At 66.9% G+C, this 22,685-nt stretch carries 16 protein-coding genes; 13 read left to right on the plus strand and 3 right to left on the minus strand.

The genetic code is table 11. The features are described from left to right. The first annotated feature begins 55 nt into the window (after positions 1 to 55). The 4 genes from ptsP to EWH21_RS05225 all read left to right on the plus strand — a co-directional run bounded on the left by ptsP (position 56) and on the right by EWH21_RS05225 (position 7,899). Positions 56 to 2,917, plus strand: a complete 2,862-nt coding sequence (gene ptsP, locus EWH21_RS05210) for a phosphoenolpyruvate--protein phosphotransferase (RefSeq protein ID WP_277699976.1) — start codon at positions 56 to 58, stop codon at positions 2,915 to 2,917. After that, entirely contained in the window at positions 2,917 to 3,837 is a 921-nt protein-coding gene (gene pfkB / locus EWH21_RS05215; RefSeq protein ID WP_277699977.1) for a 1-phosphofructokinase, read from the plus strand. Before ptsP ends, pfkB begins: the two co-directional genes overlap by 1 nt. Positions 3,838 to 3,849: 12 nt before the next feature. Next, complete coding sequence (locus EWH21_RS05220; RefSeq protein ID WP_277699978.1) at positions 3,850 to 5,577, plus strand: fructose-specific PTS transporter subunit EIIC; 1,728 nt, start codon at positions 3,850 to 3,852, stop codon at positions 5,575 to 5,577. A 147-nt stretch (positions 5,578 to 5,724) separates the two neighbouring features. Then, on the plus strand, positions 5,725 to 7,899 hold the full coding sequence (locus EWH21_RS05225) for a hypothetical protein (protein ID WP_277699979.1): 2,175 nt from the start codon (positions 5,725 to 5,727) through the stop codon (positions 7,897 to 7,899). A 145-nt stretch (positions 7,900 to 8,044) separates the two neighbouring features. Here EWH21_RS05225 and cobB read toward each other — a convergent pair whose 3' ends face one another. The 3 genes from cobB to EWH21_RS05240 form a co-directional block, all read right to left on the minus strand. Further along, positions 8,045 to 8,752: a Sir2 family NAD+-dependent deacetylase gene (gene cobB / locus EWH21_RS05230; protein WP_047589810.1), complete on the minus strand. Its 708-nt coding sequence runs from the start codon at positions 8,750 to 8,752 to the stop codon at positions 8,045 to 8,047. A 126-nt stretch (positions 8,753 to 8,878) separates the two neighbouring features. Then, on the minus strand, positions 8,879 to 9,586 hold the full coding sequence (locus EWH21_RS05235; protein WP_051800504.1) for a response regulator: 708 nt from the start codon (positions 9,584 to 9,586) through the stop codon (positions 8,879 to 8,881). After that, positions 9,561 to 12,956: an ATP-binding protein gene (locus tag EWH21_RS05240; RefSeq protein ID WP_277699980.1), complete on the minus strand. Its 3,396-nt coding sequence runs from the start codon at positions 12,954 to 12,956 to the stop codon at positions 9,561 to 9,563. The genes EWH21_RS05235 and EWH21_RS05240 overlap by 26 nt, the downstream gene beginning before the upstream one ends. A gap of 354 nt (positions 12,957 to 13,310) precedes the next feature. Here EWH21_RS05240 and urtA point away from each other — a divergent pair, with 354 nt between their 5' ends. From urtA to EWH21_RS05285, 9 genes are all read left to right on the plus strand, one after another. Next, on the plus strand, positions 13,311 to 14,543 hold the full coding sequence (urtA, locus tag EWH21_RS05245) for an urea ABC transporter substrate-binding protein (RefSeq protein ID WP_037046273.1): 1,233 nt from the start codon (positions 13,311 to 13,313) through the stop codon (positions 14,541 to 14,543). Between the two features lie 98 nt (positions 14,544 to 14,641). Continuing rightward, a complete protein-coding gene (gene urtB / locus EWH21_RS05250; protein WP_179553453.1) occupies positions 14,642 to 15,559 on the plus strand; it encodes an urea ABC transporter permease subunit UrtB in 918 nt (305 codons plus the stop codon). A gap of 93 nt (positions 15,560 to 15,652) precedes the next feature. Next, entirely contained in the window at positions 15,653 to 16,828 is a 1,176-nt protein-coding gene (urtC, locus tag EWH21_RS05255) for an urea ABC transporter permease subunit UrtC (protein ID WP_047589800.1), read from the plus strand. After that, positions 16,825 to 17,586, plus strand: coding sequence for an urea ABC transporter ATP-binding protein UrtD (urtD, locus tag EWH21_RS05260; protein WP_037046281.1), 762 nt, complete (start codon positions 16,825 to 16,827; stop codon positions 17,584 to 17,586). The genes urtC and urtD overlap by 4 nt, the downstream gene beginning before the upstream one ends. A 63-nt stretch (positions 17,587 to 17,649) precedes the next feature. Continuing rightward, positions 17,650 to 18,339, plus strand: coding sequence for an urea ABC transporter ATP-binding subunit UrtE (gene urtE / locus EWH21_RS05265; protein WP_037046284.1), 690 nt, complete (start codon positions 17,650 to 17,652; stop codon positions 18,337 to 18,339). Positions 18,340 to 18,666: 327 nt separating this feature from the next. Beyond that, positions 18,667 to 19,896 carry a formamidase gene (fmdA, locus tag EWH21_RS05270; protein WP_047589798.1) on the plus strand — a complete coding sequence of 410 codons (1,230 nt, stop codon included), beginning with the start codon at positions 18,667 to 18,669 and terminating at the stop codon, positions 19,894 to 19,896. Between the two features lie 59 nt (positions 19,897 to 19,955). Next, positions 19,956 to 20,303, plus strand: coding sequence for a zinc ribbon domain-containing protein (locus EWH21_RS05275; protein ID WP_047589796.1), 348 nt, complete (start codon positions 19,956 to 19,958; stop codon positions 20,301 to 20,303). Positions 20,304 to 20,411: 108 nt separating this feature from the next. After that, positions 20,412 to 21,455 carry an aliphatic amidase gene (locus EWH21_RS05280; RefSeq protein ID WP_277699981.1) on the plus strand — a complete coding sequence of 348 codons (1,044 nt, stop codon included), beginning with the start codon at positions 20,412 to 20,414 and terminating at the stop codon, positions 21,453 to 21,455. Positions 21,456 to 21,510: 55 nt separating this feature from the next. Next, a complete protein-coding gene (locus EWH21_RS05285) occupies positions 21,511 to 22,545 on the plus strand; it encodes an AAA family ATPase (RefSeq protein WP_277699982.1) in 1,035 nt (344 codons plus the stop codon). Positions 22,546 to 22,685 lie beyond the last annotated feature (140 nt).

Here is a 22,685-nt window from a genome sequence, read left to right on the forward strand (position 1 = left end):
TCAGCAGTCTAGTTCACCTGCTCGTCTTAGCCAGAACAATAAGTCGGAGACTCCCATGCTCGAACTCGATGCCAGTCAGATCCAGATGGGCCGGGCCGCGGCGAACAAGGATGAAGCCCTGGCCATGCTTGCCGACGCATTGGCCAGCGCTGGTCTGGCCACAGCGGCTTATCTGGACGGTTTGCAGGCACGCGAGCGCCAGGGCTCGACCTTTTTGGGGCAGGGCATCGCCATTCCCCACGGCACGCCGCAGACACGCGACCAGGTGCTGCGCACGGGTGTCAGCCTGATTCAGTTTCCGGCGGGTGTGGATTGGGGGGACGGGCAACGGGTGTACCTGGCCATCGCGATTGCCGCCCAGTCCGATGAGCACCTGCATCTGTTGCAACTGCTGACCCGTGCCCTGGGCGAAGGGGACCTGAGCCAGGCCTTGCGTGAGGCGGGTGAAGCCACGCAGATCCTCGAACTGTTGCAGGGCGCGCCGCAGGCGCTGGCCCTGGATGGCCAGCTGGTGGCGTTGGGGCAGGCGGCCGAAGACTTCGACGAGTTGCTCTGGCAGGGTGCCCGCCTGTTGCGCCAGGCCGGTTGCGCGCGCACGGGCTTTGCGCTCGGCCTGGCGCGTGGCGAGCCGTTGCCGCTAGGGGGGGGGCTGTGGTGGCTGCACAGCGAGGCCAGTGTCGAGCGGCCGGGCCTGGCGTTCGTCACCCCGGCGCAGCCGCTGACCTTTCGTGGCGAGGCGCTGCGCGGGCTGTTCTGCCTGGCCAGCCAGGGCGAGGCGCATCGGCAGGCGCTGGAGCGGCTCTGCGATGTGCTGATCGGCGGTCGCGCGGCAGCGTTCAGCGAGGCCAGCGACAGCCGCCAGGTGATCGAGGCGCTGGGTGGCGAGGTGGCGCCGGACTGGCCCAGCCTCAGCGTGCCGCTGCTCAATGCCCATGGCCTGCATGCACGGCCGGCCAAGGCCTTGAGCGAGCTGGCGCAGGGTTTTGCCGGCGAGATCCGTGTGCGCCTGCTCGGTGACGGCGCTGCAGGCGTCTCGGCCAAGAGCCTCAGCCGGCTGCTGGCGCTGGGGGCGCGTCGCGGACAGATGCTGGAGTTCAGCGCCGAGCCGGCGATTGCCGAAGCGGCGTTGCCGGCGCTGCGTGCGGCACTGCAAAGCGGCCTCGGTGAAACGGTCGAGCCGCTGAGCGAGGCATTGCCGGAGGTGGCCGCGCAGCTGCAACCGGTCGCGCCGGCAGCGCCTGTCGCCGGCGCTCGCCTGCTGGCGGTTGGTGCCTCGCCCGGTATCGCCATCGGGCCGGCGTTGGTGCGCACGCCTCCGACCTTTCATTTCGCCGAACAGGGGCAGGGCGTCGAACCTGAACAGGCGCGCCTCGAGCAGGCCCTGGCCGTCGTCTCGGCACAGATCCAGCGCCTGGTCGATGGCGCGGGCGTGGCCAGCATCCGGGAAATCTTCAGTGCGCACCTGGCCATGCTCGGTGACCCGGTACTGCGTGAGGATGTCGAGGCACGCCTGCGGCAGGGCGCCAGTGCCGAAGCGGCCTGGCAGGCCGAGGTCGAGGCGGCGGCCAGGCGTCAGGAAGCCTTGCATGATGCGCTGCTGGCCGAACGCGCGGCCGACCTGCGCGACATCGGCAATCGGGTGCTGGCGCAGCTGTGTGGCGTGGCGCTGCCCAGCGAGCCGGACGAACCCTACATCCTGGTGATGGCCGAGGTGGTGCCGTCCGATGTCGCCGGGCTCGATCGTCGACGCGTTGCCGGCATTCTCACCGCGCGCGGTGGGGCGACGGCGCACAGCGCGATCATCGCCCGTGCCCTGGGCATTCCTGCGCTGGTCGGCGCCGGCGACGGCGTGCTGGAGTTGGCGCAGGGCACGCCGCTGCTGCTCGATGGCGACAGCGGCGTACTGCGGGTGGCGCCGGATGCGCGCGAGCGTGACCAGGCGCTGCATGAGCGCGAGGCTGCGCAGCGACGCCAGGAGCAGGCGCACGCCCGGCGCTTCGACACGGCGCAGACCCGTGACGGCGTGCGAGTCGAGGTGGCGGCCAACATCGGTGCCAGCGGGGAAACCGCCGACGCGGTGGAGCTGGGCGCGGAGGCCGTGGGCCTGCTGCGCACCGAACTGGTGTTCATGGAACATGCCCAGGCGCCGGACCAGGCCGCGCAGCAAGCCGAGTACCGCCGCGTGCTCGACGCGTTGGCTGGCCGCCCGCTGGTGGTGCGCACGCTGGACGTCGGCGGCGACAAACCCTTGCCGTACTGGCCGATGCCCGCCGAGGAAAACCCCTTCCTCGGCGTACGCGGCATTCGCCTCAGCCTGCAGCGCCCGGAGATCCTTGAAACCCAGCTGCGCGCCTTGCTCGCCTCGGCCGACGGCCGTCCGCTGCGGATCATGTTCCCCATGGTCGGCGCGGTGGAGGAGTGGCGCGCGGCGCGTGACCTGGTGCAGCGCCTGCGCGAAGAGATCGAGGTGCGCGACCTGCAGCTCGGCATCATGATCGAAGTGCCCTCGGCCGCGCTGCTGGCGCCGGTGCTGGCGCGCGAGGTGGACTTCTTCAGTATCGGCACCAATGACCTGACCCAGTACTGCCTGGCCATCGACCGCGGTCATCCGCAGCTGTCGGCGCAGGCCGATGGTCTGCACCCGGCGGTGCTGCGCCTGATCGAGATGACTGTCACGGCAGCCCATGCCCAGGGCAAGTGGGTCGGCGTCTGTGGCGAGTTGGCCAGCGATCGCCTGGCCGTGCCCCTGCTGATCGGCCTGGGGGTGGACGAGCTGAGTGTGACGCCGCGCTCCATCGCCCTGGTCAAGGCGCGGGTGCGCGAGGTCGACAGCCGCCAGGCACGTACCCTGGTCGATCGCGCCCTGGCGCTGGACAGTGCCAGCGCCGTGCGCGCGCTGGTCGCGGAGATGCACTGATGGCACGAATCCTGACCCTGACCCTGAACCCGGCGCTGGACCTGACCCTGCGCCTGCCGAGCCTGCAGCCCGGTGCGATCAACCGTTGTGACGAGCTGCGCAGTCATGCCGCCGGCAAGGGCCTCAACGTCGCCCAGGTGCTCGCCGACCTGGGCCACAGCCTGAGCGTCAGCGGCTTTCTGGGCCGTGCCAATGCGGCGCCGTTCGAGCGTCTGATGCAGGCGCGCGGCTTTCATGACCTGTTCGTCCGCGTGCCGGGCGAGACGCGCAGCAACATCAAGCTGGCCGAGGCCGATGGCCGCATCACCGACCTCAATGGCCCCGGACCGCAGGTCGAGGCCGAGCACCTGCAGCGCCTGGAGGAGGAGCTGCAGCCGCTGCTTGCCGGGCACGACGCCGTGGTGGTCGCCGGTAGCCTGCCGCGTGGCGTCACCACGCAGTGGTTCGCCAGCCTGCTGCGACGGATCAAGGCCAGTGGCGTACCGCTGGTGGTGGACAGCAGCGGCGCGGCCCTGCAGGCGGCCCTCGGCGTCGTGCCGTGGCTGATCAAACCCAACGAGGAAGAGCTGCGCGAGGCCTGCGGCAACGACCTGCCAGCGGCCATCACGCGCCTGCGCGGCCAGGGCATCGAGCATGTGCTGCTCTCGCGTGGCGCCGACGGCGTCGAGTGGCACGGGCCGGGTATCGCCCTGCTTGCCGTGCCGCCGCGCGTCGAGGTGGCCAGTACCGTCGGTGCCGGCGACTCGCTGCTGGCGGCCAGCCTGCATGGCCTGCTGCAAGGCTGGCCCGCCGAGCGCACGCTGCGCCTGGCCACGGCGGTAGCGGCGCAGGCGGTCACCCAGATCGGCTTCGGTATCCATGATCGCGAGCAACTGGCCCGCTTCGAAGCGGCCGTGCAACTGCACCGTCCAGAACAATAAGAGGCACCCACCATGAATCTGCTGATCGTCACTGCCTGCCCCAATGGCCAGGTCACCAGCGTGCTGTGCTCGCGCCTGTTGCAGGCGGCTGCCGAACGCCTGGGCTGGCAAACCCGCGTCGAGGTGCACGACGCCCGCGCCATCGGTTCGCCGCTCAGTGCGGCGGAAATCGCCGCCGCCGACTGGGTGCTGGTGGTCCGGACCGGCGATCTGCCGTTGCAGCGCTTCGCTGGCAAACGCCTGTTGCAGGCCTCGCCGGCCGAGGCGCTGGCCGACCCGCAGCGCTTCCTGCGTGAGGCGGCCGAGCGCGCCGAGCCCTATCAGGCTACGGCCGAGCCGTCGACCGCTGGCACGCGCCGGCTGGTCGCCATCACCGCCTGCCCGACCGGGGTGGCGCACACCTTCATGGCCGCCGAGGCGCTGCAGCAGGCAGCGACGCGTGCGGGTATCGAGCTGCAGGTGGAGACCCGTGGCTCGGTCGGTGCGCGCAACCTGCTCGACGAGGCTGCCATCGCCGCTGCCGACGCGGTGTTGCTGGCCGCCGATATCGAGGTGGACACCAGCCGCTTCGCCGGCAAGAAGGTCTATCGCTGTGGCACTGGCGTGGCGTTGAAGCAGCCGCAACAGACGCTGGAACGGGCGCTGAACGAGGCCCGGCCACTGAGCGAGGCGGCGTCCGGAGAAGGCCAGGCCGCAGCCAGCCAGGGCGAGAAGAGCGGGCCCTACAAGCATCTGCTCACCGGTGTCTCCTACATGCTGCCGATGGTGGTGGCGGGTGGTCTGCTGATCGCCCTGTCGTTCGTCTTCGGTATCGAGGCCTTCAAGGAAGAGGGTACGTTCGCGGCGGCGCTGATGCAGATCGGTGGCGACGCCGCCTTCAAGCTGATGGTGCCGGTATTGGCAGGCTACATCGCCTATTCCATCGCCGATCGTCCGGGGCTGGCGCCGGGCATGATCGGCGGCCTGCTGGCCGGCTCGCTGGGCGCCGGTTTCATCGGCGGCATCGTCGCCGGGTTCATCGCCGGCTACAGCGCCAGGGCCATCGCCCGCTGGGTGCGCCTGCCGGAGAGCCTGGAAGCGCTCAAGCCGATCCTGATCATCCCGTTGCTGGCCAGCCTGGTGACCGGCCTGCTGATGATCTATGTCGTCGGCACGCCGGTGGCGGGTGTGCTGCAGTCGCTGACGCGCTTTCTCGACAGCATGGGCAGCACCAACGCCATTCTGCTCGGTGCGCTGCTCGGCGGGATGATGTGCGTGGACCTTGGCGGGCCGATCAACAAGGCGGCCTACGCCTTCTCCGTCGGCCTGCTGGCGTCGAGCAGCTACGCGCCGATGGCCGCGACCATGGCCGGGGGCATGGTGCCGCCGATCGCCATGGCCATCGCCACCGTGCTGGCGCGGCGCAAGTTCGCCCAGAGCGAGCGTCAGGCCGGCAAGGCGGCGGGCGTGCTGGGGCTGTGCTTCATCTCCGAGGGGGCGATTCCCTTCGCCGCCAGGGACCCGCTGCGGGTGATCCCCGCCAGCATCGCCGGCGGGGCGCTGACCGGCGCCCTGTCGATGTACTTCGGCTGCAAGCTGATGGCGCCGCACGGCGGCCTCTTCGTGCTGCTGATCCCCAACGCCATCAACCACGCCGCCTTGTACCTGCTGGCCATCGTCGCCGGCAGCCTGCTCACCGGCGTGCTCTATGCGCTGATCAAGCAGCCCGACGCGCAGCCGCTGGCGGTCGAGGCGCAATGAGCGCGCGCCGCTGAAGCTCGGGTACACTGGGCCGAACAGCGCCTGGGATGTAGGAGTCCAGGGCATGACCGTGCGCCCGTGCGTGGCGACGGGAGCATGCCGGACTGCTTGGCGCAGTCGCCCTCACCAAGAAAGGATCTTTTGTAGATGACTCAAGCTCTCGCGCATCGCTGGCGCTTCTTCCGGGCAGGCGGCTTCGATCAGGTGCAACTGGAAACCCCGGCGGATCTCGCCGCACTGCGTGGCCTGGACCAGAAACTCTGGGCCAGCCTGGCCTGCCCGGTGAACAACCTGGAGCTGGATCGGCGCATGCTGGACTACATCGACCTGAACAAGGACGGTCGTATCCGCGCCCCGGAAATCCTCGACGTGGTGGACTGGACGCTGGCGCGTCTGCGCGATCCGGCCGTGCTGTTCGAGAACGGCCCGCTGCAGCTCGTTTCGCTCACCGATGACGCCGTGGGGGCGCGCCTGCGCCTGGCGGCGCAACGCCTGCTGGCGGTGCTCGGACGCGCCGATGGCGACAGCCTGGTGCCGGCCGACACGGCCAACCTGGCGCAACTGTTCCCGCCGCACGAACCCAACGGCGACGGCCTGGTGCCGGCGACGCTGACCGATGACGCCGAGCTGAAGGCGGCCATCGCCGACATCATCGCCAGCCTGGGGGCGCAGACCGACCGCAGTGGCGAGGCCGCGATCGGCGCCGAGCAGATCGGCGAGTTCTTCGCGCAGGCGCGCCAGCTGCACGCCTGGCATGCGCGTGCGGCGGAGCAGGGACTGGACGCCTTTGGCGAGGGCACGGTCGCGGCGGTCGAGGCGCTGAGTGCCGTGCGCGCCAAGATCGACGATTACTTCACCCGCGTTGCCATGGCCGAGTTCGACCCGCGTGCCGCGGCGCTGATGAATGCCCAGGAAGCCGAGCTGGTGCGTCTGTCGTCGCTGTCCCTGGCGGATGCCGGCGAAGTCGCCGGCCTGCCCCTGGCGGCGGTGCAGCACGGCGACGAGTTGCCACTGGACAAGGGCCTCAACCCGGCGTGGCAAGGCGCGATCGGCGAGTTCCGCCAGCGCGTGGTGGTGCCGGTCTACGGCGAGCTGGAGCGCCTGTCGCGCGAGCAGTGGCAGCACCTGGTCGCGCTCTGCGGCAACTACCTGGCCTGGCAGGCCGAGACGCCCAAGGTGGCGATTGTCGAAGTGCTCAAGCGCGGGCGCATCCTCGAACTGGTGGAGCAGGACGCCGAAGTCCGCCTGCTGGCGCTGGTCGAGAAAGACAAGACCGTGGCCGAGGCGGCCGACGGGCTGGTCGAGCTGGACAAGCTGATTCGCCTGCGCCATGGCCTGATCACGCTGCTGCGCAACTTCGTGTCGTTCCAGAGTTTCTATGCCCGTCAGGACAAGGCCGTGTTCCAGGCCGGCACGCTGTACATCGACGGCAAGAGCTGCGACCTGGCGGTGGAGGTCGACAACATCGAGGCGCATGCCAAGGTGGCGGCGGCCAGCGACTGCTTCCTGCTCTACTGCGCCTGTACCCGTCGTGGCGAGCCGGTGCGAGGCAAGGAGGCGATGAATATCGTGGTGGCGGTCACCGCCGGTAGCGAGGGCGACCTGCAGGCCGGGCGCCATGGCCTGTTCTATGACCGCGACGGCAATGACTGGGACGCCAAGGTGGTCAAGGTGGTGCAGAGCGCCATCAGCATCCGCGAGGCGTTCTGGTCGCCCTATCGGCGCATCTCCAAGCTGGTCTCCGACCAGGTGCAGAAACTGGCGGCCAGCCGCGACGCCGACATGGTCAGCAAGACCGCTGCCAAGGTCGGTGAAACGGGGGCGCCGGGTGTTGCAACGCCGGCACCGGCATTCGACATCGCCAAGTTCGCCGGGATCTTCGCTGCCATCGGCCTGGCGGTCGGTGCCCTGGGTACGGCCCTGGCTGCGGTGGTGACAGGCATCCTGTCGCTGGCCTGGTGGCAGGTGCCGTTGCTGTTGCTGGGCGTGCTGCTGGCCATTTCCGGCCCGGCCATGCTGCTGGCCTGGTTCAAGCTGCGTCGGCGCAGCCTGGGGCCGATTCTCGATGCCAATGGCTGGGCAGTGAACGCCAAGGCGCGCATCAGCATTCCCTTCGGTACCGCGCTGACGCAAATGGCCGAGTTGCCCAAGGGTAGCGACCGTGCCCTGCGTGACCCCTACGCCGACAAACCGGTGGTCTGGCCCTGGGTGGTCCTGCTGCTGGTGCTGTTGGCTGGCGGCTACCATGCCTGGAACAGCGGCATGTTCAGCCCCACGGCCGCCGAAGCTCCGGCCGAAGTGGTCGCACCAGCCCAGCAGTAACCGTAGGGCGGGTGCAACCCGCCGGTTTCGGCGTGGCGGGTTGCACCCGCCCTACGTCGCTGTCTGGCAATGCGCGCGCTTTTGTAGGAGCCGGTGATCCAGCGCGAGGCTGATCGCCAGCAAGCCGGCTCCTGCATGTCGACGCTCAGCCGGCCAACTGCTCCGCGACCCAGCGGGGCAACTGCTCGGTCGCCAGGCCATAGCGCTTTTCGGCGAACAGCGAATGGCCCTGGCTGGGCTCCAGGTTGATCTCCAGCGTGTGGGCGCCTGCCCGCCGTGCCTGTTCGACGAAGCCGGCTGCCGGGTAGACATGACCCGAAGTGCCGATGCTGACGAACAGCTCGCAGCGCTCCAGCGCATCCTGGATGCGCTCCATCTGATAGGGCATCTCGCCGAACCAGACGATATCCGGGCGCAGCGTGCCCCTCAGGCCGCAGCAGGCGCAGGCCTGGCTGACCGGCATGTCGCCCTCCAGCGGGAAGCGTCGCTGGCTGTTGCTGCACAGCATCGACTGCAGTTCGCCGTGCATGTGCAGCAGGCGCCGGGAGCCCGCGCGTTCGTGCAGGTTGTCGACGTTCTGCGTGACCAGCAGAAAATCACCCTGCCAGGCTGCTTCCAGTTCGGCCAGCGCCAGGTGCCCGGCGTTCGGCGCGATGGCCGGGTCGCGCAACTGGGCGCGGCGCAGGTCGTAGAAGCGCTGCACCAGCGCCGGATCGCGCGCGAAGCCTTCGGGGGTCGCCACCTCTTCGATGCGATGGTCTTCCCACAGGCCGTCGCTGGCGCGGAAGGTGCGGATGCCGCTTTCGGCGGAGATACCGGCACCGGTGAGGATGACGAGGTTGGGGTGGGGCATGGCAGGCTCCGAAACAGGTGCGTTGCCACCACTCTAAGCCAATTCGGCATGCTGCAGCCTACGGACTTTCGCTCGTTCCGTAGGGCGGGTTGCACCCGCCCTACTCAAGGATCAGCCGAGCGTGCGTCATGCGCGTTCGCTCATCGCCGCCAGGGCCACCGAGGCAGCGGCGGTGCGGGTTTCCACGCCGAGTTTCACGTAGACGTGTTCCAGGTGCTTGTTCACCGTCCGCGGGCTGAGGCCGAGGATGTCGCCGATATCGCGGTTGGTCTTGCCGCACGCCACCCAGCGCAGCACTTCCACTTCGCGCTCGGTGAGCTGGAAGCGTGCCGACAGGTGAGCGTGCGCCGGCGCATTGTCCAGGCTGAGGTCGACCGGCCTGGACGCGGCCCTGGCAGCCTGCAGGATGCGCGCGGTGCGCAGGTGCGAGGCGACCCGGGCGAGCACCTCGTCGGGGTTGATCGGCTTGGTCACGTAGTCGATGCCGCCGGCCTCGAAGCCCTGCACCACGTGTTCGCTGTCGGTCAGGGCGGTCATGAACAGCACCGGGATGTCGGCGCTGGCAGGATCGGCCTTGATCCGCCGACAGGTCTCGAAGCCATCCAGCCCCGGCATCATCGCATCGAGCAGGATCAGGTCGGGGCGCCGCCGCTGGATGCGCCCCAGCGCACTGCTGCCATCCAGCGCCACCAGCACCATGTAGCCCGCGTCGTCGAGGGCGTCGGAGATCAGCGCCAGGTTGTCCGGCGTGTCGTCGACGATGAGGATGATGCCGCGTTCGGCCGACAGGCTGGCAGGCAGACGCGACTCAGGCTGGTGGAGCGGCGCATTCATGTTCGGCCTCCTTCAGTTGGCGGTTGAATTCGTCGAGCTGGAAGTGCTTCACCAGGCTGCGCAGCGAGGCGGTGAAGCTGGCGCAGGCCGGGTTGCGCTGGTCGATGTCGTCCAGGCGCTGCTGGATGCCACGGATGTAGCCCAGCGCCCCCAGTTCGCGCAGTGCCTGCAGGTCGTCGCTGTCGGGCAGGGTCACGCGCTGCACGCTGGCGGGCCGCTCCTGGGTGCGATGCAGCCAGGTCAGGCCCAGCTGCTGCTGAATGCGTTCGAGCAGTTGCGGGGTGTACACCGGCTTGGCCAGGTAGTCGTTGCAGGCGGCTGCCACGCTGCGTTCGCGATCGTCGGTGAAGGCATTCGCGGAGATCACGATGATCGGCGCCTGGCACTGGGTGTTGCGCCGGATCAGGCGGCTGGTTTCCCAGCCGTCCAGCTGCGGCATGGACAGGTCCATGAGAATCAGCGCCGGATGCTCCAGGGCCACCTGGCGAATGGCTTCCTGGCCGCTGGCCGCCTGGATCACCTCGAAGCCCAGTGGTTCGAGCATGCCGGCGAGCACGCGGCGGTGCTCGAGGTGATCGTCCACCACCAGGATCAGCCGGCGCTCGCCCTGGTAGCCGATGATGTCGTGCTCCACGTGTACCACCGCCTGCGGCACGCGCACCTCGGAGAGGAACAGGCGCACCTGGAAGCGGGTGCCCTGGCCCGGTTCGCTGTCCACCGACAGCTCGCCGCCCATCAGCGCGGTGAGCATGCGGGTGATGGTCAGACCCAGGCCGACGCCATTGTCCTGGCGCATCAGGTCGCCGCGCTCGAAGGGCTGGAAGATACGCTCGATCTGCTCCGGGGCGATGCCGACGCCGGTGTCGATGATCTCGAAGGTGGCGGTCTCGCGCATGTAGCCGACGCGCAGGCGCACCTCGCCGCGCTCGGTGAAGCGCACGGCGTTGCCCAGCAGGTTGATGAGGATCTGCCGCACGCGCTTTTCGTCGCCGCGTACCACCGCCGGCATGCGCCCGATGCATTCGAGGCGAAAGCGCAGGCCTTTCTCGGCGGCTTGCGGGGTGAACATGCGTTCGAGCTGATCGATGAATTCGGGGAAGGGAATCTCCGCCAGCTCCAGGTGCAGTTTGCCGGCCTCGATCTTGGCCACGTCGAGCAGGCCGTCGATCAGCGACAGCAGGTGCGAGCCGCTGCGCAGGATGGTCGCCAGGGCGTCCTGGTGCTGGCTGGGCATGGCCGTGTCGCGCTGCAGGATCTGGGTGTAGCCGAGGATGCTGTTGAGCGGCGTGCGCAGCTCATGGGACAGGCCGGTGACGTAGCGGCTCTTCGCCGCGTTGGCGGATTCGGCGGCCTCCTTGGCCTGTTGCAGGGCTTCGTCGGTCTTGCGGTGTGCTTCGATCTCCTGCATCAGCAGCAGGGTCTGGCGGTCCGACTCCTCCTGCGCCACGCGGCGGCTCTCGCGGGTCAGCACCAGCCACCAGGCGAGCATGGCGGCGAACAGCGAGAGGGTGAGGAAGGCCTTGAGGAAGGCCTGGAATAGCGTCTGGCGTACCTCCGGTTCCTGCGTCAGCAGGCTCAGCGAGACCTGGCTGTAGATCAGCGCCAGGGCGCCGAACAGCATCAGCACCAGCAGACCGAGCAGGCCGAGGTACTGGGCCAGGCGGCTGTGCAGGCGCGGGATCGATGCACGCGGGAAGACCCAGCTGACGAAGTCGTCGAGCTGGTCGGCCAGGCGCGCACGGGGTTTGCAACGATCATCGCAGCGCGCATCGAGCGAGCAGCACAGCGAGCAGATCGGTGCGCCGTAGGCCGGGCACAGCGCGGTGTCCGGCTCTTCGAAGCGGTTGTTGCACAGGCAGCACTGCACCTGGCCGGACTCGGCGTAGGGGTAGAGCAACTGTGGCTGACGTTCGCGGGCGATGTAGTAGCGACCAGCGGTGAGCCAGGCCAGCAGCGGGGCGAGGAGGAAGGCCGAGCCCAGTGCCACGATTGGCGAGGCGGCCTGCGCCAGGGCGCCGAACAGGCCGCCGTGGGCCAGCACCGAGAGCAGCGAGGCGATCAGCATGGCGCCGACGCCCACCGGGTTGATGTCGTAGAGGTGCGCGCGTTTGAACTCGATGTACTTCGGCGACAGGCCGAGCGGCTTGTTCACCACCAGGTCGGCGACCAGCGCGCCGATCCAGGCGATGGCGATGTTGGCGTAGAGGCCGAGCACTTCCTCGATCGCCTCGAACACGCCCAGCTCCATCAGCATCAGGGCGATGGCCACGTTGAACACCAGCCAGACCACGCGCCCCGGATGGCTGTGGGTGATCCGTGCGAAGAAGTTCGACCAGGCCAGCGAGCCGGCATAGGCATTGGTCAGGTTGATCTTGATCTGGCTGACGATGACGAACAGGACCATGGCGGCCAGCGCCCACTGCGGCGACGCGAACACGTAGTTGAAGGCCACCAGGTACATCTGCGTGGGTTCGGCGGCGCGCTCCATGGGGATTTCATGTTGCAGGGCGAGAAACGCGAGGAAGGCGCCGGCGAGCATCTTCAGTGCACCGGGAATGATCCAGCCGGGGCCGGCGAGCAGCAGGGCGGTCCACCAGCGTGCACGGTTGGCGCGGGTTTTCTCCGGGAGAAAACGCAGGTAGTCGACCTGTTCGCCGATCTGCGTCACCAGCGCCAGGGCCACGGTGCAGGCGGCGCCGAAGTGCAGCAGGTTGAAGCTGCCGGGTTCGCCTTCGCGCCCGGCGAAACTGGTCCAGTCCGACAGGGCATCGGGGTTCTTGGCGGCGACGAAGACGTAGGGCAGCAGGAGCAGCAGCAGCCATACGGGCTGGCTCCACATCTGCAGGCGACTGATCAGCGTCACGCCATAGGCCACCAGCGGGATGACGATGACCGAGCAGATGACGTAGGCCAGCGCCAGGGGAATGTTGAAGTACAGCTCCAGGGCCAGCGCCATGATCGCCGCTTCCAGGGCGAAGAACAGGAAGGTGAAGCTGGCGTAGATCAGCGAGGTGATGGTCGAGCCGATGTAGCCGAAGCCGGCACCACGGGTCAGCAGGTCCATGTCCAGGCCGTAGCGGGCCGCGTAGTAGCTGATCGGCAAGCCGGTGAGGAAGATCACCAGCGCGACCGCGAGCACGGCCCACAGGGTGTTGGTGAAGCCGTAGGACAGGGCCAGGGCGCCACCGATGGCCTCCAGCGCGAGGAACGACACGGCGCCCAGTGCGGTGTTGGCGATGCGCAGCTCCGACCACTTGCGGAACGACCTGGGCGTGAAGCGCAGGGCGTAGTCCTCCATGGTCTCGTCGGCGACCCAGGAGTTGTAGTCGCGGCGAATCTTGATGATGCGCTGGGTGCCGGTCTGCTGCACGGGCGTCGTCCTGCTGGCGTTGTCTGATGGATCGTCCCTGTCGAGCGTTCCTGCAGGAGCCGGCTTGCCGGCGATCTGCATGACCAGGAAGGACGCATCGCCCGCAAGCGGGCTCCTACAGGCAGATCCCAGCAACTTCCATGCCCCGGTTCGGCGAGCCCTCTGCCGCGCGCGCGAGCTTCTGTCTGCCTGGTTTTTCTGCGCCCAGCTTGCACCAGGCTGGCGCGCGAGGCTGTACGTCAGATGACGTATGCCGTTACGTCATGCTGCGTATACCCCGCGTGCCGGGGCAAACGCATCCTTGCTGCGAAGCCGGCGTGGTTCGGCACGAATAACCAGCACAGGAGCACGACCATGGATTCTCAACCGATTCGACTTCTTCCCCGCCGGCTGGCGCTAGGGGCTGCGGCGCTCTCGCTGCTGGCTGCCAGCCTGTTCAGCCATGTCGCCAGCGCCGAGGTCAACAGCACCGGCCTGGCCGTCACCGACAGCGAGGTCACGGTCGGCATCCTGCACTCGGCGACCGGCACCATGGCCATTTCCGAAACCGGTTCGATCCAGGCCGAGCGCCTGGCCATCGAGCAGATCAACGCCAGCGGCGGGATTCTCGGCCGGCAGATCAAGGTCATCCAGGAAGATGGGGCTTCCGACTGGCCGACCTTCGCCGAGAAGGCGCGCAAGCTGCTGGTCGGCGACAAGGTCGCGACCGTGTTCGGCTGCTGGACCTCGGCATCGCGCAAGGCCGTGCTGCCGGTGTTCGAGAAGGAAAACGGCCTGCTCTACTACCCGACCTTCTACGAGGGCCTGGAGCAGTCGAAGAATGTCATCTACACCGGCCAGGAAGCGACCCAGCAGATCCTCGCCGGCCTCGACTGGGTGGCCAAGGAGAAGGGCGCCAAGACCTTCTACCTGATCGGTTCGGACTACATCTGGCCTCGTACCTCGATGAAGATCGCGCGCAAGCACATCGAGAACGTGCTCGGCGGCAAGGTGGTCGGCGAGGAGTACTACCCGCTGGGCAACACCCAGTTCGGCTCGCTGATCAACAAGGTCAAGCTGAAGAAGCCTGACGTGGTCTTCTCCGCCGTGGTCGGTGGTTCCAACGTGGCGTTCTACAAGCAGATGAAGGCCGCCGGCGTGACCTCCGCCAAGCAGACCCTGCTGACCCTGTCGGTCACCGAGGACGAGCTGCTGGGCATCGGCGGCGAGAACATGGAGGGCTTCTACGCCTCGATGAAGTACTTCCAGAGTCTGGACAACCCGAACAACGCTGCCTTCGTCGAAGCCTTCAAGGCCAAGTACGGCAAGGATGCGGTGATCGGCGACGTGACCCAGGCCGCCTACCTCGGCCCGTGGCTGTGGAAGGCCGCGGTGGAGAAGGCCGGCAGCTTCGACATCGACAAGGTGGTCGCCGCCTCTCCGGGCATCGAGCTGGGCACCGCGCCGGAAGGCTACGTCAAGGTGCACGACAACCATCACCTGTGGAGCAAGACGCGCATCGGTGAAGTGCAGAAGGACGGCCAGTTCAAGGTGGTCTACGAGTCCGACCTGATCGAGCCGAACCCCTTCCCGGAAGGCTACCAGTAAGCAACGCCCTCTCGTAGGAGCCGGCTTGCTGGCGATGAACGGATCGCCGACAAGCCGGTTCCTGCAGGCTTTTCTCTTCTCCACTGGAGACCATCGACATGGAATGGCTATCTGAATTCGGCGCCATCGCAGCCATGCAGGGTTTCAACGGCTTGTCCGTGTTCTGCGTGCTGCTGCTGATGGCTCTGGGGCTGGCGATCATCTTCGGCCAGATGGGCGTGATCAACATGGCGCATGGCGAGTTCCTCACCATCGGCGCCTACACCACGTTCGTGGTATCGACACTCACCGAGCAATACGCTCCGGCCTTCGGGCCTTACTACTTCTTCCTCGCGATCATCCTCTCGTTCTTCATCGCCGGAGCCATTGGCTGGCTGGTGGAGTGGGCGATGATCAGCAAGCTCTACCAGCGCCCGCTGGACACCCTGCTGGCCACCTGGGGCCTGTCGCTGGTGATGCAGCAGGGCTTTCGCTCGATCTTCGGCGCCCGCGAGGTCGGCGCCACGCTGCCGGAATGGCTGATGGGCTCGTGGAACCCCACCGAAGCCATCGACATCCCGCGCAACGGCCTGTTCGTCATGGGCCTGACCCTGCTGCTCACCGCGCTGCTGTTTGTGATGCTGTACCGCTCGCGCTGGGGCCTGCAGGTGCGCGCCACGGTGCAGAATCGGGTGATGGCGCGGGCCGTCGGCATCAACACCAGGCGTGTCGACCGCATGACCTTCGCCCTCGGCTGTGGCGTCGCCGGCGTGGCGGGCGCGGCGTTCACCACCATCGGCTCGACCGGGCCGACGGCCGGTTCGCTGTACATCGTCGACACCTTCCTGGTGGTGGTATTTGGCGGCGCTTCCAGCCTGCTCGGCACCATCGCCTCGGCATTCAGCATTGCCCAGGCGCAGTCGCTGCTGGAGTTCTTCACCAGCGGATCGATGGCCAAGGTGCTGACCCTGTCCGCCGTGGTGCTGATCCTGATGCTGCGCCCGCAGGGCTTGTTCTCGAGCAAGGTGCGCAAATGAACCCTGGTGCTTTGGCAGGAGCCCGCTCGCGGGCGATCAGGGACCGCAGGATCGCCAGCAAGCTGGCTCCTACAGTGATTTGAGGACGCGGACATGAACAAGACACTCGACAAACTGCTCGGCGGCAAGCAGGGGGCCATCGGTCTGGCGCTGCTCGCGGCGCTGATCCTGGTGGTGTTCCCGCTGGCGCTCGATGCCTTCCGCCTGAACATGGTGGGCAAGTACCTGACCTACGCTTTCGTCGCCGTTGGCCTGGTGCTGTGCTGGGGCTATGGCGGCATCCTCAGCCTCGGCCAGGGCATCTTCTTCGGCCTCGGCGGCTACTGCATGGCGATGTTCCTCAAGCTCGAGGCGTCCGACCCGGAGAGCACCAAGATCCAGTCCACACCCGGCATCCCGGACTTCATGGACTGGAACCAGATCACCGAACTGCCGCTGCTCTGGGAGCCGTTCCACAGCCTGGGCTTCACCCTGGTCGCCGTGGTCGCGGTGCCGGTGCTGCTGGCGCTGGTGATCGGCCTGGCGATGTTCAAGCGCCGCGTCGGTGACGTGTATTTCTCCATCGTCACCCAGGCCATCGCGCTGATCCTCACCGTGCTGATCATCGGCCAGCAGGGCCTCACCGGTGGGGTCAACGGCATCACCGACCTGCGCACGCTCAAGGGCTGGGACATCCGCACCGACGAAGCCAGGCTGATCCTCTACTTCGTCAGTGCAGCGCTGCTGATCGGCTGCATCCTCATCGCCCGTTTCATCGTCGCTTCCAAGCTGGGGCGGCTGCTGCTGGCAATGCGCGACAAGGAAGAGCGGGTGCGTTTCTCCGGTTACGACGTGGCCAGCTTCAAGATCTTCGTGTTCTGCGTCGGCGCCGCCTTCGCCGGTATCGGCGGGGCGATGTTCACCTTGCAGGTGGGCTTCATGTCGCCCAGCTTCGTCGGCATCGTGCCGTCGATCGAGATGGTCATCTTCGCCGCGGTCGGCGGGCGCCTGTCGCTGCTCGGCGCAGTGTACGGCGCGCTGCTGGTCAACTTCGGCAAGACCTACTTCTCCGAGAGCTTTCCCGAACTGTGGCTGTACCTGATGGGCGGGTTGTTCATCGTCGTGGTCATGTACTTCCCCAACGGTCTCGCCGGCCTGTGGGACAGCCACGGCAAGCGCTGGCTGGCACGCCTCAAACGCAAACCCCAGGCCCGGGTCGCCGCGCAACCTGCGGCCAGGAGCGTCGCTGCGAACAAACGTCCCGCCCCTGAACTGGAGACCACGCCATGAACAGCCCAGCAGGCTTCCAGGCCGCCAAGCCGGTACTCGCCATCGAGGGGCTGACCGTGTCCTTCGACGGCTTCAAGGCGGTCAACGACCTCAACCTGTATGTCGACCGCAACGAGGTGCATGTGGTGATCGGCCCCAACGGGGCCGGCAAGACCACGGTGCTCGACCTGATCTGCGGCAAGACCCGCGCCACCGCCGGCAGCATCGACTTCGACGGGCGCGAGCTGACCCGGATGCGCGAGTACGACATCGTGCGCGCCGGCGTCGGGCGCAAGTTCCAGAACCCGTCGATCTACGAGAACCTGACGGTGTTCGAGAACCTGGAGATGTCCTATCCGGCCGGGCGCAAGGTGTTCGGCGCGCTGTTCTTCAAGCGCTCGCGGGAGGTGATCGAACGGGTCGAGCAGGTGGCGCAGGAGATCATGCTCGGCGAACACCTGCACCGCCAGGCCGACCTGCTTTCCCACGGGCAGAAACAGTGGCTGGAGATCGGCATGCTGCTGATGCAGGACCCGCAGCTGCTGATGCTCGACGAGCCGGTGGCCGGGATGAGCGTGAGCGAGCGGGTGGCGACGGCCGAGTTGCTCAACCGTATCAGCCAGGGGCGCTCGGTGCTGGTCATCGAGCACGACATGGAGTTCGTCAAGAGCATCGCCCACCGCGTCACCGTGCTGCACCAGGGCAAGGTGCTGGCCGAGGGCAGCATGGAGGCGGTGCAGAGCAATCCCAAGGTCATCGAGGTGTACCTGGGGCATTGATCCCGGTCGCGCGTATCTGTAGCCCGGATGCAATCCGGGGGCATGTCCAGCAAGGAGTCATTTATGTTCCAGATCAGCAACCTCGCCTCGGGCTATGGCCAGAGCCAGATCCTCCATGAGCTCAACCTCGACGTGGCGAAGAAGGAAATCGTCGCGGTGATGGGCCGCAACGGCATGGGCAAGACCACCCTGTTCAAGAGCCTGATGGGCATCCTGCCGCAATGGGGCGGGCAGATCCGCGTCGATGGCAAGGACGTGTCGCAGCTGGAAACCCACCAGCGGGTGGAGAGTGGCATCGCCTACGTGCCGCAGGGGCGGATGATCTTCTCGCACATGACCGTGCTGGAGAACATCCAGACCGGTCTACCGGCCTCCGCCGGCGGCAAGGTACCGGATGACCTCTATGCGCTGTTCCCGGTGCTGCATGACATGCGCCACCGCAAGGGCGGCAATCTGTCCGGTGGCCAGCAGCAACAGCTGGCCATCGCCCGGGCGCTGGCGACCAATCCCAAGGTGCTGCTGCTCGACGAGCCGACCGAGGGCATCCAGCCGTCGATCATCAAGGACATCGCCCGCAGCCTGAAGGAGATCCGCAACATGCGTGATCTGACCATCGTCGTCTCCGAGCAGGTGCTGTCGTTCACCATGGAAATCGCCGACCGCTTCCTGGTCATCGAGAAGGGCAAGTTCGTGGTCGAGGAGAGCCGCGACCAGGTCGACGAGGCGAGCATCAGTCGTTATCTGTCGGTGTGACTTTCTTGCCCTCTCCCTAACCCTCTCCCGCAAGCGGGAGAGGGGACTGTTCGGTGGTGTGCCATTTCGCACCGCGTGCTGCTCCCCTCTCCCATTCATGGGAGATGGGTTGGGGGAGAGGGTAGTGGTTCCCGCTTTACGGTCACTGTGTTCTCCATGCAGTGGCCGCTTTTTCGCGTCCGCGAAAAATGCCTGCAGGCCCCGTAAGGCCGGCGTTCTGGGCATACGTCATCCAACGTATTTGCCGATTTCCCCGCGCGCTTGAGACTGGCTGCGTACCCGGCACACAGTGGCCGGCATTCCTCACAGGTCCCATGGAGCTATGTCATGACCGATACCCTGATCAAGGTCGACCTCAACCAGGCCGCCACCGAGAACGAGCAAGTCCACAACCGCTGGCACCCGGACATCCCGATGGCCTGCTGGGTCAATCCGGGCGATGACTTCATCCTCGAGACCTACGACTGGACCGGCGGCGCGATCAAGAACGATGACGATGCCTCGGACGTGCGCGACGTCGACCTCTCCACCGTGCACTACCTGTCCGGTCCTGTGGGCGTGAAAGGGGCCGAGCCGGGCGATCTGCTGATCGTCGAGCTGCTCGACATCGGCGCCAAGCAGGACATGCTCTGGGGCTTCAACGGTTTCTTCTCGCAGAGCAATGGCGGCGGCTTCCTCACCGATCACTTCCCGGCGGCGCAGAAGTCGATCTGGGACTTCGAGGGCATGTTCACCAAGAGCCGGCACATCCCCGGCGTGCGCTTCGCGGGCCTGATCCACCCCGGCCTGATCGGCTGCCTGCCGGATCACAAGATGCTCGCCGACTGGAACAAACGCGAGCAGGCGCTGATCGACACCAACCCGACCCGCGTACCGCCGCTGGCCAACCCGCCGTTCGCCTCCACCGCGCACATGGGCAAGCTCAAGGGCGATGCCCGCGACATGGCCGCCGCCACCGGCGCGCGCACCGTGCCGCCACGCGAGCATGGCGGCAACTGCGACATCAAGGACCTGTCGCGCGGTTCGAAGATCTTCTTCCCGGTCTACGTCGACGGCGCCGGCCTGTCGGTCGGTGACCTGCACTTCAGCCAGGGCGATGGCGAGATCACCTTCTGCGGCGCCATCGAGATGGCCGGCTGGGTGCACATGAAGGTCGAGCTGATCAAGGGCGGCATGGCCAAGTACGGCATCAAGAACCCGATCTTCAAACCCAGCCCGATCGTGCCCACCTACAACAACTTCCTGATCTTCGAAGGCATCTCGGTGGACGACGACGGCAAGCAGCACTACCTCGACGTCAACCTGGCCTACAAGCAGGCCTGCCTGAATGCCATCAACTACCTGAAGAAGTTCGGCTACAGCGGCGCGCAGGGTTACTCGCTGCTGGGCTCGGCACCGGTGCAGGGGCATATCAGCGGCGTGGTCGACATCCCCAACGCCTGCGCCACGCTGTGGTTGCCGACCGACATCTTCGAGTTCGACATCAACCCCAGCGCCAGCGGCCCGACCCGGTTCCTCGACGGCAGCATCGACATGCCCATCGCCTACGACAAGTGATGTCACTCCCCCTCTCCTGCATGCGGGGGAGGGGCCCTGGTCTTTCGAGGAATGCCGTCATGCCCATCTACGAATACGACTGCCCGCACTGCGGCGACTTTACCGTGCTGCGGCCAATGGCCGAGCGCGACCAGGCCTGCGCCTGCCCGTACTGCGACACCGCCAGCGAGCGGGTGATCCTCAGCGCGCCGGGCCTGGCGACCCTGCCGGGCAGCCAGCGCCGCGCCCATGAAAGCAACGAGCGCAGCGCCAACGCGCCGATGAATCTCGACGAGTACAAGGCCAGTCGCAAGCATCCGGCCGGCTGCAGCTGCTGCGGCCCGAGCAAGCCAGTGCAGCGCACCAAGGCCAACCCACACGGCCTCAAGGCCAGCCCATCGGCACGGCCGTGGATGATCAGTCACTGACGGCCGGACGTTCCCGTAGGAGCGGCTTCAGCCGCGAAGAACGACCACTCGAAGAAAATTCGCGGCTGAAGCCGCTCCTGCGAAGTACATCGCAAACGGAGGTTCTCCATGCGCCACGGCGATATTTCCAGCAGCCCCGATACCGTCGGCGTTGCTGTCGTCAACTACAAGATGCCGCGTCTGCACAGCAAGGCCGAGGTGCTCGACAACGCGCGCAAGATCGCCGAGATGATCAAGGGCATGAAGCTCGGCCTGCCCGGCATGGACCTGGTGGTGTTCCCCGAATACAGCACCATGGGCATTATGTACGACAGGGACGAGATGATGGCCACCGCCGCCGCCATCCCCGGCGAGGAGACCGCGATCTTCTCCGCCGCCTGCCGCGAGGCGAAAACCTGGGGCATCTTCTCGCTCACCGGCGAGCGCCACGAAGAGCATCCGCACAAGGCGCCCTACAACACCCTCGTCCTGATCGATGACCAGGGCGATATCGTGCAGAAGTACCGCAAGTGCATTCCCTGGTGCCCCATCGAGGGCTGGTATCCGGGCGACCGCACCTATGTCTCCACCGGCCCCAAGGGCATGAAGATCAGCCTGATCATCTGCGATGACGGCAACTACCCGGAAATCTGGCGCGACTGCGCGATGAAGGGTGCCGAGCTGATCGTGCGCTGCCAGGGCTACATGTACCCGGCCAAGGAGCAGCAGGTGCTGATGGCCAAGACCATGGCCTGGGCCAACAACTGCTATGTGGCGGTGGCCAACGCCAGCGGCTTCGACGGTGTGTACAGCTACTTCGGCCACTCCGCGTTGATCGGCTTCGACGGGCGCACCCTGGGCGAGTGCGGCGAAGAGGAAATGGGCATCCAGTACGCCCAGCTGTCGGTGTCGCAGATCCGTGATGCACGGGCCAACGACCAGTCGCAGAACCACCTGTTCAAGCTGCTGCACCGTGGCTACACCGGCGTCTACAACTCCGGGGATGGCGACAAGGGCGTGGCCGACTGCCCGTTCGAGTTCTACCGCACCTGGGTGCTGGACGCGCAGAAGGCCCAGGAGGATGTGGAGAAAATGACCCGCTCGAGCATCGGCGTGGCCGACTGTCCGGTGGCAGAACTGCCGCATCCGGGCAAGGAACGCACGGCTGGCTGATCGCCCGTAGGAGCCGGCTTGCCGGCGATGCCTTTGCCTCTGTGGAATAAACGGGATGCCCTTCGCCAACGACCTGATCGACAGCAACCGCGAGCGTCTGGATGAACAGGGCGTTGCTCGCCTGCAGTCGCGTTTCCTCTTCGAGCCGGCAGCGGTCATGGCGTTGCTGCGCTCGCGCATCGTCGGCCAGGACGCCGTGCTGGCGCAGGTCGAGGCGATGCTCAAGGTGGTCAAGGTCGACATCGGTGAGCGCGAGCGGCCTTTGGCGGTCAACCTGTTCATGGGCCCGACCGGTGTCGGCAAGACCGAGATCGTGCGCCTGCTGGCCCAGGCCATTCACGGCCGCGCCGACGCGATGTGCCGCATCGACATGCACACCCTGGCCCAGGAGCATTACGCTGCGGCGCTGACCGGCGCGCCACCGGGATACGTCGGCAGCAAGGAGGGCACCACGCTGTTCGATGGCGAAGCCATCGCCGGCAGTTTCGGGCGACCCGGTATCGTGCTGTTCGACGAACTGGAGAAGGCCAGCCCGGAAGTGCTGCGCAGCCTGCTCGGCATTCTCGAACATGGCCGGCTGACCCTGACGGCCGGCAGCCGCACCCTGGATTTCCGCAACAGCCTGATCTTCATGACCAGCAATGTCGGGGCGCAGCAGGCGCAGCGCTACCGTGAGCGCTTCGGTCGTGGCTGGCGGCGCTGGCTGGGCCTGGCACCGAAGGGGGAGGCGGCGCTGCTGGAGCAGGTGCTGCACGAGCGTTTCGAACCGGAATGGCTCAACCGTATCGACCGCATCTTGGTGTTCGAGCGGGTCGACGAGCGCTGGCTGGACGCCTTGCTGGAGATCGAACTGGACAAGCTGGGCCAGCGCCTCGCGCGCCAGGGACGTTCGCTGCATCTGGAACCGAGCGCCCGCGCCTGGTTGTGCCGTGAGCACGATATACGTTTCGGCGCCCGCGCCCTGGCGCGTCGAATACGTACCGAGCTGGAGCCGGCGCTGGCCGAGTACCTGCTGCTTGCGCCTGGTAGCCGCCAGTTGTGGTGCCGGTACAGTCTGGCTGGGTTGCAGGTGAGTGAGCTGGAGCGCTAGCTGGTCCAAGCGTTCTCACTCTTTGGTAGTGGAGGCACGCGTTCGCTCTGCGCATGAGGGATACTGCGCGCGCAAGGCGCGGCGATCTCCAGTTTGGGTCGTAGCTGCCGATAGCATCCGCAGGTCCACTACCGGGAGAG

Source organism: Pseudomonas sp. REST10, from assembly GCF_029542605.1.
In the GTDB taxonomy this organism is placed as follows: domain Bacteria; phylum Pseudomonadota; class Gammaproteobacteria; order Pseudomonadales; family Pseudomonadaceae; genus Aquipseudomonas; species Aquipseudomonas khazarica.